This is a genomic window from Modestobacter sp. NPDC049651 (assembly GCF_040659695.1).
In the GTDB taxonomy this organism is placed as follows: domain Bacteria; phylum Actinomycetota; class Actinomycetes; order Mycobacteriales; family Geodermatophilaceae; genus Modestobacter.
This window is the reverse complement of record NZ_JBFAOG010000011.1, coordinates 88661-100880: the sequence shown is the minus strand read 5'-3', so window position 1 is coordinate 100880 and position 12220 is coordinate 88661. Positions and strand designations below refer to the sequence as shown.

Below are 12220 nucleotides of genomic sequence, written 5' to 3'. Positions count from 1 at the left end.
GGTCCGGGCGCGCGGCGGGAGATCCTCCCGGGAGACCGTCACCAGCACCAACCCGTCGCCGCGGGGACGCACCCGGCGCGGCTCCACAGCACAGAGGAAAGGCCTTCGGTGGAACTCCAACTGCTCCTGCAGGCTGTCCGGAGATCGTTCCTGCCCCTGCTGGTCGTCGTGCTCGTGGGCGCGGCCGCCGGTGCTCTCGGCTGGTACGCCGTCCCCGCCAGCTACCAGGCGTCGGCCGTCCTCGTCACGGACAGCACCGCGGTGACCGTGCCGGGGCAGGAGCCCTTCTCCGGGGACCCGGAGCGCTACGTCACCGGTGAGCTGGAGTCCCTCCGCAGCTACTCCGCCGCCGCAGCAGCGGGGAGGTCCCTCGACCCGTCGCTGACGGCTCGGCAGGTGCTGGACGCGCTGGAGCTCTCCCACGTCACGGGCAGCGACGTCGTGACCGTGGTGGCGCGGGCGGACTCACCCGGTACCGCCGTCGGCGTGGCCAACGCCGTGGCCGACACGTACCTCGATCGCCGCGCCCAGGCGGCCCGAGCCGCCCTGGACGGTCAGCGCGAGGCACTGGAGGCGCAGTCCGCGCAGCTCACCGACCGGCTGGCGGACCCCGGCGTCGCCGGGGCGCTGGCGACCGCACTCCAGGCCCAGTACGCCCAGGTCACCGGCGAGCTCGCCGAACTCGACCGGCCCGGGGTGCTCCGGGACGCCACCCGGGTGGTCGACCAGGCGCGGGGGGCGACCTTGCACCGGCCGTTCTCCCTGCTCGCCGGTGCCGTGGGGGCTGCCGTGCTGGCCGGCCTGCTCGGCGTGCTCGCCGCTGTGGTCGTCGCGCTCCGCCGCCCCCGGGTGGCTGGTGTGTGGCAGCTGGAGGAGCTGACCGGCCGCCCCGTCGATGCGGTCTTCCGCCACGTGCGCCGCACGGGTCGTGGCCGCAAGGCCGCCACGGCGCCTGCGCGACGACTGGTGGCGCTGCTGGAGTCCCGGAGCGACGGCGCCCGTCCCTGGGTGGTCACCGTCTGCGACGCAGGAGCGGGGCGAGGCCGGGCGGTGGTGTTCGCCGCGGTGGCGCGGCGCTTGGCCGAGGAGGGGCGGCGCGTCGTCGCGGTCTCCCCGTGGCAGGACGGCGGCCTGCTGGCCGGGGACGGCTCGGCCGCCCACCCCGGGGACGAGGGCTGGCGCGTCGGCGCGGGCGCGCTGCCCGGCCTGACCGTCGTCTCGCACGACGCCCCCGACGCGCTGACGTCCGTGGACTTCGGCAAGGGGCTGCCGGACTGGTCCGCGGACGCCGACGTCGTCCTGGTCGACGCCGGGTCGTTGGTGGACTCCTCCTTCGCCGGGGCGGCCGCCCGGGCGGGCGGGCAGGCGGTCCTCGTGGTGCCGGTGCGGGAGCAGGCCGAGGCGGACCTCCGCCTGGGCCTGGACCTCCTGGCGACCGCGGGTGACGTGCGCGTGCACGTCGCCGTCACGACCCCGTGACGTCCGCGCCGGGACCTCGTCCCGACGGCCGGTACCGCAGCGGGAGCGCCATCGGGCTGCTGCTGGCCACCGCCTTCGTGCTCTCGCAGTGGTCGGAGTTCCTGGTGGCCAGGTGGCTGCTCCGTGCGCTGCCCTTCGCGGTGCTGCTCGCCGTCCTCGCCCTGCCCTCGGTGCAGCGGGCCAGGCTGCGGCTGCCGGTGCCGCTGGCGGCCTTCGTGCTGTGGTGCCTGGTCTCGGTCGCCTGGAGCGCCGACCGCGGGTCCAGCGCGTTGCGGCTCGTCGACCTGCTGGCACTGGTGACCGTGGGCTGGATCGGCGGCCAGGTCTGCGGTGCGCGCGCTCCGCTCGTCCTGGCCCGGACCGTCCAGTGCGTCCTGCTCGTGACGGTCGCGACCCTGGTGGTCGCCCCCGGGTGGGCGACCGCGGCCGGCCTGGACGGGGCGCCGGGATGGCACGGTGCCTTCCCGCACAAGAACGACCTGGGCTTCTTCTGCGCCCTCGCGGTGGTCACCCTGTGGACCCAGCTGCCCCGGGGTTGGGCGCGCCGCGGCTGGCTCGTCCTCGCTGCGGTCCTGCTGCTGGGCAGCGCGTCGGCCAGCGCCCTCGCGGCGACGGCGGTCGCGGTCGCCGTGATCACCTGGGCGACGGCGCGGGACCGACGTCCGCCGGGGCGGGACCGGTTGCTCGTCGACTCGGCGGCCGCCGCGGTGGTCGGCCTGGTCGGCGCACTGGCCGTGCTTCGACCCGGCTTGTTCTTCGGCGCGCTGGGCCGGGACAGCTCCCTGACCGGACGGCGCGCGATCTGGGCGGCGGTCCGCCACCACCTGCACGACCATCCGCTGGTCGGGTTCGGTTTCGGGGGTGTCTGGGAACGGCCGACGCCCGTGACCCTCGCGCTGTGGCGGGAGTCCCGGTTCGAGGCCTTCTACGCCCACAACGGGTGGTTGGACATCCGCCTGCAGGTGGGCTGGGTCGGCCTGGCGCTCCTGGTGCTGTTGCTCGGCGGCGTCGCCGTGCGGGCCGCCGTGCGCGGTGGTCCGGTGGGTGCGTGGTCCATGGGGGTGCTGGTCCTCCTCTGCGTGACCGCCCTCACGGAGAGCTCGCCGTTCACGGGGAACGGGCTGCTGCTGCTCGCGGCGCTGTCCGGGTGCCTGTCGTCCGGGAGCCGGACCCCACCCGCCCGGCCGGCCCGGCGTGAGCCGGAGCAGGTGCGGCCGGAGGAGGTGCTGGTGTGAGCGCCGTCCAGGTGGCGCACGACCCGGGCGACCCGCAGCTCGCCAGCGCCCCGGTCACCGGCACGCCGGCCGGCTCGCGCCGGTGGTCGGGGCGGCTCGCCGGGGACACGGTGTGGGCGACCAGCGTGGAGGCACTGACGCTCGTCTCCAGCCTGCTGGTGGTGTACCTGATCAGCACCCAGCTGGGCCCGGTGGACTACGGGCAGTTCGTCGGCGCCCAGGCACTGGTCGCCACGTTGGGCATGTTCTCCTACGCCTCGGTGGGCCAGCTGCTGCTCCAGGGCGTGGTCCGGGACCGCGCGCCCGCTGACCACGTCTTCGCGCGGTGCCTCGTGCTGCTCGCGGGGAGCACGGTCGTCGGGCTCGCCATCGGGTTCGCTCTGCGCCCGGTGCTGTTCCCCCAGCTGACGATCACCGTCTTCACACTGCTGGCGGTCGCGGAGCTGGTCGGGTCCGGGCTGGTGGCGCTGGGCGCGAGCTACCTGCAGGCGCTCGACGACTACCGCCGCTCGGTGGTCGTCCGGCTGCTGCTGATGGCGGCGAGAGCCCTTGCAGTGCTGGTCCTGGCGGTGGCGGGCGGGCTGTCGCTGGCCGCGGTGGCCTGGTCGTTCTCCGGCCTCTCGGCGCTCGCCGCGCTGGCGGTGCTCGTCGACCTCCGGCGACACGCGCAGCTGAGGTTCTCCTGGCGGCGGCCCACGGGACGGGACGTCCGGGACACGCTCTCCTTCGCCGGTGCCCTGCTCTCGTTCTCCGTGCACGAGGACGCGGACAAGATCCTCATGGTCCGGCTGGCCGACCCGACCACGGCGGGTCTGTACGCGGCGGCCTACCGCGCGGTGCAGGTCGCGCTCGCTCCGCTGAAGGCCCTGGTCGCCGCCTCGCACCGCCGATTCCTCCAGCACGACCCCGCCCGGCGGCACGAGCACGTCGAACGGTCGCTGCGCTTCACCGCGGCCGGGGCCGGCTACGGGCTCGTGGCGGCGGTGGCCGTCTTCCTGGCGGCGCCGCTGCTGCCGCTGGTGCTGGGTGAGGAGTACGCCGGTTCGCAGGAGATGGTCCGGCTGCTGGCCGTGCTGGTGGTGCTGCGGAGCCTCGGGGTGTTCAGCTTCAACGGGCTGATGGGGCTCCGCGCGCACGGCGCGCGCCTGACCACGGTGATGTCAGCGGCTGCGGTCGCCGCGGTCCTGTGCGTCATCGGCATCGCGCACTGGTCCTGGCGTGGCGGGGTCGTGGCCACCCTGGTCGCCGAGTGCGTGTTCGCCGCCGTCTCCTGGACGATGCTGCTGGTCCTCCAGCGCCGGCACGATGCGCGACTCGATGGTTGAGCCGCGCGGCCGCACGCTGGACGCCGGCGGCGCAGGACTCATCGGGGGAGCACCTCCCCGGCGGGTGACGCGCCTCGGCAATACGGGTGAGATCGGCACCGGGCAGGGGTCCTGCGCCGCGCCGGGGTGCGACCGTGACCCGGTGCGTGCACTGACGGAGGAGCCGGCGTCCGCCCCGGTCGAGACGGGCGCGCAGGACCGCACCCGACCACCGCGGCTGGACTCGCTCACCGGGCTGCGGTTCTTCGCGGCGCTCGCGGTGTTCGGGCTGCACGCGCTCAACTACGGGCGCGGCGCGCCGGGCGACTCGTTCCTCGTCGCGGGGACCACGGGCGTCTCGTTCTTCTTCGTGGTCAGCGGTCTGGTGATGAGCTGGACGGCCCGCCCCGGCGACACCCCGGCGCTCTTCTACCGGCGCCGCTTCGCGCGGGTGTACCCCGCCTACGCGGTCACCTGGGTGGTGTCGCTCGTGGTGCTGGTCGCCGCCGGACGCCGCCCGTCGGTCGTCGATCTGGTGCCGCTCACCCTGCTCCAGTCGTGGGTGCCGTCGGAGACGGTCTACTGGGCGACGAACGCGGTGTTCTGGACGCTCTCCTGCGAGGCCTTCTTCTACCTCGCGTTCCCGTGGCTGCACCGGCTGGTCGGGACGTGGAGCGTGCGGCGGGCCCTCGCGGCCGTCCTGGCGTGCGTCGGGGCGGTCGAGGCGCTCGCGGTCGCGGTGTGGGTGGCCGGCGACGGTCCCCTGGCGCACTGGGCGGCGGTCGTCTTCCCCGTCAGCCGGTCGCTGGAGTTCACGGTGGGCGTGCTGCTGGGGCTGCTGGTCCGCCAGGGGGTCCGCTCCGCCCCGCCGCTGTGGGCAGCGGGGCTGGTCGCGATCGCCTCGTTCGCTGCCGCCGACCACGTCCCCGCCGCCTTCCGCGACGTCGCCGTGACGCTGGTGCCCTTCGCTCTGCTGATCTGGTCGGCGGCGCAGGCCGACCTCGCGGGACGGAGATCGGTGCTCCGCTCCCGCGGGCTGGTGGCTCTGGGCACCTGGTCCTACGCCTTCTACCTGGTGCACTCGCTGACGATGGTCACCTGGTTCGAGGTGCTCCGGCGGGCGGGCGTCGACGTCGACGCCCTCAGCGGAGCCAGTTGGTGCGCGGCGGTCACGGGTGCCTTCGGCTGCGCGCTCCTGGCCGCCTGGGGACTCCACCGGTTGGTCGAGGTCCCGATGGAGCGGCGCCTCCGGCCCCGGAACGCCACCGCCCGACCCGCCGGCTGAGCACGGGACCGGTCCCCCCGCACGCTGCTCAGTGGCACCTCGGGACGGCGTGGTCCGTGTTGTGCAGCGTGGGCCCACCCGGCACGTCGCCGTTCATGAACGAGTTGGCCGGGGTCCAGCGGCCGGTCCACGGCGCGGTGTCGATGAGGTACCAGTTCCCGTCGGGGATGACGCTCGGGATGCTCGGCGCGTGGGCGTAGCAGCGCACGGTCACGGTGGTGTGCGGCGGGATCTTCAGCGCCTGGTCCTGCAGCTTCACCGGGTCGGCGAAGGTGTTGGCGCCCAGGCTGCCGGTCTCCTCGGGGAACGACTGCCCCTCGGCGCCGCGGGTGGGCAGCGCGCTGGTGTCGGTCGGCGGCTTGGGGGCGGCGCCGCTGTCTCCGCTGCTGGCGACGACCACGGCCACCACCGCTGCGACGGCCAGCACGGCGACCACCCCGGCGAGCACCGACCAGCGCCGGCGCAGCGACGACTGCGCGACCGGCTCAGCAGGCTCCGACCCGGCGGCGACGGCGGATGCCACGACCACCGGCTCCGTCGTCGACCGACGGTTGGGGCCGGAGGTCTCGGTCAGTGCCGGGACGCCGGCCGCGGTGGGGTAGCCGGCGATCGTGGCGCGGGCCCAGGCGTCGAGCCGGCGGACGGCGGGGGAGTCGTTCTGCTTCGGGTAGTCGCCGCGCGACCAGCTGCGCAGCGACCGCTCCGCGACCTTCGACCGCCGGGCCAGCGTGCCCTGCCCGCCGGCGGCGTCGACCAGCCAGGCGAGCTGGACCACGAAGGGGTCGTGCTCGTCGGCGTCCGGGCGGTCCGGTGCGGTGGCGTCGTCGGTCATGTGGGCGTCCCCGTTCTCGTCCCATCACCCACGGGAGGCCCGTGGGTGCGGACCGTCAACCGGCAAGCGCGCAGGTGAACGGCCAGTTGCCGATTCTGCCTGGTGCGTTCCGCATCCATGTGGGTCAGGGTGGGAGCACGGTCGGGGCGCCTCGGGGGAGTCCCGGCCAGGTCCCAGCCCGTCAGGGTGCGGGGTCGGGTGGCGGGGAGTCCGTGCCGGTGTCGGGAAGCGGCTCCTGCACCGGTGTCGTGGGCGCCTCGCCACCCGAGGGGACTGGCTCGGGGGCGGGCGACGGACTGACGGTCGTCGACGGGGTCGAGCCGGTGGTGCCCCCGGCCGTGCCCGTTCCGTTCGTCGTCCCCGCCGTCGATCCGGTCCCGGTCGTGTGCCGGCCGGTCACCGTGCCGGTGGTGCGCGGGGTCGTCTGCCCACCGGACGAGCCGGTGTACGGCGGCGACTGGACGATCGGGGCAGGGCTGGCTGCGGCCGGCACAGCGGCCTGCTGGCTGGAGGCGGCCGACGAGCTCCCGGACGCTGGGCTCTTGCTGGTCCTGCGGCTTGCAGAGGACGACGGGGCCGCGCTGTTGGTGGGCGCGGCCGAGCTGGTCGACGGGATGGCGACCGCAGATGCGGGCGCTGAACGCGGGGCGGTGGCCGACGGCGTGGCCTTGGCGGGGTGGGACGGCCCGCTGTCGGCCGTTGAGCTGTCGGACCCGGTGAGGCTGACGCCTCCGCCGAGGGCGGCGATGCCCTGGCCGGCGAGCGGCAGCAGGCCGACGGCAGCCAGCGCCAGAGCAGGGGCGACCCACAGCCGGCGGGAGAGCACCGCGTTGCGGGGCCGCCGCCGGACGACGGGCGCGAGGCCCACCGGCCCTGCGGCGGGCCCGACGGCCGCGTCGGCCGGTGCAGCCGGCAGCGTCTCCTCGGGGACGCCGGTCCCCGCAGCGTGTGCCCGCTCGGCCATCAGCGCGAGCTGGGTCGCCGTGCGGACCGGCGGACGGGCAGCCCGACGTCGCGAGATGGCTCCGCGCACCGACCTGCCTCCCGTTCCGCCTCCCGCGGCGGCGGGGAGGTCCGCGTCAGCTCACCAGCCGGCCGGGAGTCCGCCGCCGCGGACACGCCGCCGTGTGACGGAAGGGTCCGAGTGGGACGGGGGAGCAAGCGCACACGCCTCCCTGCCCGGCACGGGGGAGAGCGGGCAGAGAGGCGCGTGCAGTCGGAGAGCGGCGGGGGAGCCGATCGACCCCGCCGCTCCGTCGCGGCGGGACGCGGTCAGCGCGTTCCGCTGTACTTGATCACCTGACCGCCACCGACGGAACGGGCGGCGGCGAGGCAGAGGGTGGCCCGGCGGTGCACCTCGCTGCCGGTGATGTCGACGGTGAGGCCGGCCAGCCCGGCGGCCGCGGACATCCCGGCGATGCCCTGGGCGGAGATGGCGGCGATGAGGCGGGTGGCCGCGGCCTCGGCGGCCTCCGCGGAGCCGTCGAAGACGACGGCGAACTCGGTGGGGCCAGAGCGGGCGATCCAGTCATCGCCGCGGACGGAGCTGGCGAGCACGCTGGTCAGCTGACCCAGCACGCTGCCCGGGATCGGCCAGCCGTCGTCGCGGCGCAGGAGACCGACGAGCACCAGCGTGGCGGGCTGGTCGTCGGCGCTGCGCACGCGCTCGTCCAGGCGCACGACGAGGTCGGCGCGGGTGGGCAGGAGGGTGGAGGCGTCGACGGTGAACGTGTCGCGCGCAATCGGGTGGGTCGTGATCGGCATGCGTGAGGGATCGGCCGGAGGATCCGAACCGTGAACCCGCACCGGTTTCGACTCCTCCTACGGGGTGACCGCCGGGTCGTGGCCCGTTTGGCCCGTTTGGCCCGTTTGGCCACGGGGCCGCGCGGGGTCGCGGGCGGCGCGTGAACTCGTCGGCCTCCACGGGGCCCGGACCGGTGGTTCCCGACACCACCCGCCCGACGACCCACCACCCGTCCCGCGCGTCCCGGACCGGGACACCGCGATGGTTACAGTCGCCCGGCCCGGCGCCGTCCGGGCGGACCACGGGGGGAGCAACGGTGATCGGGCGGAACGCGTCGGCCCGGGCACGGCTGGCCACGCTGGTCCTGAGCCCGCTGCTGCTGGTGGGCGCCAGTGCGGGCCATGTCCTCGACGTCGCCGACAGCCCCACCGCGAGCACACCTGCGTCCGCCACGGCGCCGGCGGCGGGTGAACTCGCATCGGGCGCCCTCCCGGTGATCGGCGCATCGCCGACAACGGCAGCACCATCGGGAGCAGCGGCACGGCCAGGTCTTGCCGCTGGGCCCTCGCCGGCATCGGTCCTGGCCGACGCTGCGCCGCAGGCACCGTCCTCGACCACGTCGATGGGGGCGACGGCGCCGATCACCACGACCTACGTGAAGTCCGACGACGTGATCGCCAACCCCGAGCGGGGCTTCACGCGGTACACGGAGGCCCGCTGGGGCACCGACGGGTTGGGGTACACACCCCTCGACCCGACCCAGCTCGTCCAGTGGCGCACCACCGACCAGATCACCCTGGTGTACCGCGTCTTCTACCTGGGAGAGCTCGCCGGCCAGGACACCATCGACCCGTCGTTCCTGGCGCACGTCGCGAGCGACCTGGACACCGCCCGACTGGCGGGCGTCAAGCTCGTCCTGCGGTTCGCCTACTCCTCGGACGACGGGCGCGATGCCCCGCCCGCTCGCGCCGTCGCGCAGATCCGGCAGCTGGCGCCGGTCGTCAACGCGGCGCGGGACGTCGTGCTCGTCGTGCAGGCCGGCTTCATCGGCAGATGGGGGGAGTGGTACTACAGCGACTCCTACACGTCGGACCCGGACAGACCGTGGCTGCTGTCCGACGGAGACTGGGCCGCCCGAGGTCAGGTGTTGAACGCACTCCTGGATGCGTTGGCCCCTTCGATCGACGTCCAGGTGCGCTACCCGGCGATCGTGACCCGTCTGCTCGAGGGTGATCCGCGGGCGGCCCGGGTCGGGGTTCACGACGACTGCCTGCTGGCATCGCCCGATGACATGGGCACCTTCGCGTCGGCCGACGACCGGGCATGGCTGGCCAGGCACAGCCGCACGGCCCCGGTCGGTGGCGAGACGTGCGGGGTCAACCGTCCACGATCCGACTGGCCCACCGCATCGACTGAGCTGGCGCGTTACCACTGGAGCTTCCTCAATGCCGACTACCACCCGGACGTCCTGCAGTCCTGGGGGTCGGAGGGGCGCCGCATCGCTGCGCAGCGGCTGGGGTACCGGCTCCGACTGGTCACCAGCAGCCTCCCCGAGTCGGGCCGCGCCGGGAGCACCGTCCGGGTGCGCCTGCAGTTGAGCAACGACGGGTGGGCGGCGCCCTTGCGGAACCGGCCGGTGCAGCTCCTGCTCACCGGGCCGAGTGGGACCGTGCAGACGCCCGTCCGGCTGGATGTGCGGACGATCCAGCCGGGGTCCACCACCTCGGTCGACGTCCAGCTCCAGCTCCCCTCGACGCCGGGGACCTGGGCCCTGGCGCTCGCGCTCCCTGACCCCACACCCGCGCTCGCCGGTCAGCCCGCCTACGGCGTGCAACTGGCTGACGCAGGCCTGTGGGACCCGGTGACCGGGTGGAACGACATGCACCGGACGGTGATCGTCACGCCGTGACCGCACGCGCGCCGGCTCGCCGGGGGCGCTCTGGCACGCTGGAGGTCGTGGTTACCAGTCGCGGTGCGTGGATCCGCTACCAGGACCCTCTGACCCAGGACCAGATCGACTTCGCGGTGGACCACTACCGGCTCGCGATCCTCCAGCCGTGGGAGATCGAAGCGCTGCACCAGCTGAAGGACCGGCGTCCGGACATGACCGTGCTGGCCTACACGTGCCTGTCGTCGGTCCGCGATCACGAGCACGGGCCGGTCTACACGTCAGGCGTCAGTCTCGAGGAGGCGGAGGAGGCCGGCGAGCACTGGTTCGCGCACCGGCAGGACGGCAGTCGGATCGAGTGGGCGAACTACCCCGGCCACTGGCAGATGGCCACGTGGGAGGACGAGTACCGGGAGCGCTGGTGCGACAACGTGGCCGACCGGCTCGAGGACGAGCCGCGGTGGGACGGGGTCATGGCCGACAACGACGTCTACGACGACTACTACGGCCTGCGTCCCCCGCTCGAAGGTGGCCGAGAGATGGTGGATCTCCGCCGTGCGCTGGACGAGTTCGTCCCGATGGCGGGTGAGCGCCTCTCGTCGGTGGGCAAGCTGCTGGTGCCCAACATCGCGGAGGCGCGCCGTGAGCCCGGCCGCTGGGCTCGGCACGCACGATGGGGTGGTGGCTACGAGGAGGTCTTCCTGGCATGGGGGCCCGCAGACTTCCTGCCGCCCGATGCCGCTCTCGCTCAGATGGACCAGCTACGGGGCCCAGGTACGACGGTGGTGCACGTCGTGACCGACGGGGATGACGGGCACCCCAGCGCGCGGTACGGCCTGGCGGCGGTGTGGGTGTTCGGTGCTGGCGAGGACGTGGCGTTCGCCGCCACGGCGCACGACTCCCACAGCGGCACCCCCTGGCAGGCCGAACTCGGTTGGGACCTGGGCGCGCCGCTGGAGGAGCCGCAGCAGCGCGGCAACGGCTGGCACCGCCGGTTCGTCGACGGCTGGGCGGCCGTCAACTTGAACGACAGCAAGCGCCGCAAGATCACTTTTGCCGTACCGCCGGGGCTGCGCACTGCCGACGGTGGGTCCGCCCCCGACCGGGTGACCTTGCAGCCCCACGAGGGGGTGCTGTTCCGCCGCTGAGCCCCGGCGCCGACAGGTGGCGGGTCAGACCGCCTGCGCGGCGTGCGCGGCCATCGCCGGCCCGGCGTGGTGCTCCCGCCAGCCGGCCCACGCGCTGCGCACCATGTCCGCGACGTCCCTGGACGCCGTCCAGCCGAGGACCTCGGCTGCGCGTCGGGCCGAACCCACGACCTGGGCCGGGTCACCGGCTCGGCGGTCCACCACGACGGGCGCCGGGGCTGGGTGGGTCTCCCGTGTCGTCTCGGCGATGAGGCGGCAGACCTCCTTGACCGACACGCCGACGCCACGACCGATGTTGAGCACGCCCGAGACCACCCGACCCTCCGCGAGGGCGAGAGCTGCCGCGACGTGGGCGTCCGCCAGGTCGGCGACGTGCACGAAGTCGCGGATGCACGTGCCGTCGGGGGTGGGGTGGTCACCGCCGAAGACGAGCGGGGGCAGGCCGCGCTCCAGACGGCTGAACACCTGCGTCATGAGGTTGGCGACGGTCGTGTCGGCGAGCGCCGGGGACCCCGCGCCGGCCACGTTGAAGTACCGCAGGCTCAGGTGCGGGAGCCCGCTGGCGCGCCCTACGGCGGCCAGCAGCCACTCGCCGATCAACTTCGACTCGCCGTAGGGGTTGACCGGCCGACACGGAGCCTCCTCGGTCACCAGTTGGAGGTCCGGCGCACCGTAGACGGCGGCGCTCGACGAGAAGAGGAACGCCCGCACCTGCTCGTCGGTGGCCACCGCGAGCAAGCGTCGCAGCCCCTCGACGTTCTCCTGGTAATAGCGGAGCGGGTCGGCCATCGACTCCGGCACGGCCTTCTTGCCCGCCAGGTGGATGATCCCGGTGACCGAGTGGTCGCGGATCGTCGAGGCGACGGTTCGCTGGTCGTGCACCGAGGCGACCACCAACGGCGCGTCGCCGACGCGGTCGAGCGATCCGGTGGAGAGGTCGTCGAGCACGACGACGCGCTGGTCGGCCGCAGAAAGGGCCGAGACGACGTGCGCGCCGATGTAGCCGGCGCCGCCGGTGACGAGCCAAGTCATGGGTGCGAAGGTAGGCCACCTCGCGGGTTGTTCCGGCTCGGCCACTGCAAAGGGAAGATCCTCTTCCTCGAATGGCGGATGACAATGTGGCATGCGACATGACCGTGGTGATCGACAATTCGAGCAAGACCTCGACCCGCCGTGTCTTCTAGCCGTCCGCTCATGTACCGGCACACAGGGTAGCTGACCTCGGTCTTTACGTGACGTCGTTCACGATGTGGGGTGTCACCCGAAACGGCACACTGCCTACACAGCGTTCCAAACGGGGGGGCG

Annotated in this window: 9 protein-coding genes; 6 read left to right on the top strand and 3 right to left on the bottom strand. The window is 74.0% G+C overall.

Annotated elements, in window-relative coordinates:
• The first annotated feature begins 108 nt into the window (after positions 1–108).
• The 4 genes from AB0J00_RS15835 to AB0J00_RS15820 all read left to right on the top strand — a co-directional run bounded on the left by AB0J00_RS15835 (position 109) and on the right by AB0J00_RS15820 (position 5303).
• Positions 109–1479 carry an ABC transporter C-terminal domain-containing protein gene (locus AB0J00_RS15835; protein ID WP_357746219.1) on the top strand — a complete coding sequence of 457 codons (1371 nt, stop codon included), beginning with the start codon at positions 109–111 and terminating at the stop codon, positions 1477–1479.
• Entirely contained in the window at positions 1476–2714 is a 1239-nt protein-coding gene (locus tag AB0J00_RS15830; protein ID WP_357746217.1) for an O-antigen ligase family protein, read from the top strand. Before AB0J00_RS15835 ends, AB0J00_RS15830 begins: the two co-directional genes overlap by 4 nt.
• Positions 2711–4039 (top strand): oligosaccharide flippase family protein, encoded by a 1329-nt coding sequence (locus tag AB0J00_RS15825; RefSeq protein WP_357746215.1) that lies wholly within the window; start codon positions 2711–2713, stop codon positions 4037–4039. The genes AB0J00_RS15830 and AB0J00_RS15825 overlap by 4 nt, the downstream gene beginning before the upstream one ends.
• 142 nt (positions 4040–4181) lie before the next feature.
• Entirely contained in the window at positions 4182–5303 is a 1122-nt protein-coding gene (locus tag AB0J00_RS15820; RefSeq protein ID WP_357746213.1) for an acyltransferase, read from the top strand.
• Between the two features lie 28 nt (positions 5304–5331).
• Here AB0J00_RS15820 and AB0J00_RS15815 read toward each other — a convergent pair whose 3' ends face one another.
• A complete protein-coding gene (locus AB0J00_RS15815) occupies positions 5332–6135 on the bottom strand; it encodes a hypothetical protein (protein ID WP_357746211.1) in 804 nt (267 codons plus the stop codon).
• Between the two features lie 1272 nt (positions 6136–7407).
• Positions 7408–7899 carry a GGDEF domain-containing protein gene (locus AB0J00_RS15810; protein WP_357746209.1) on the bottom strand — a complete coding sequence of 164 codons (492 nt, stop codon included), beginning with the start codon at positions 7897–7899 and terminating at the stop codon, positions 7408–7410.
• A gap of 296 nt (positions 7900–8195) precedes the next feature.
• Here AB0J00_RS15810 and AB0J00_RS15805 point away from each other — a divergent pair, with 296 nt between their 5' ends.
• Together AB0J00_RS15805 and AB0J00_RS15800 are read left to right on the top strand one after the other, a co-directional pair.
• A complete protein-coding gene (locus AB0J00_RS15805; protein ID WP_357746207.1) occupies positions 8196–9788 on the top strand; it encodes a DUF4832 domain-containing protein in 1593 nt (530 codons plus the stop codon).
• Positions 9785–10915 (top strand): putative glycoside hydrolase, encoded by a 1131-nt coding sequence (locus AB0J00_RS15800; protein ID WP_357746204.1) that lies wholly within the window; start codon positions 9785–9787, stop codon positions 10913–10915. The genes AB0J00_RS15805 and AB0J00_RS15800 overlap by 4 nt, the downstream gene beginning before the upstream one ends.
• Positions 10916–10939: 24 nt before the next feature.
• Here the strand turns inward: AB0J00_RS15800 and galE are convergent, their stop codons facing one another.
• Positions 10940–11947, bottom strand: coding sequence for a UDP-glucose 4-epimerase GalE (gene galE, locus AB0J00_RS15795; protein WP_357746203.1), 1008 nt, complete (start codon positions 11945–11947; stop codon positions 10940–10942).
• Positions 11948–12220: the final 273 nt, after the last annotated feature.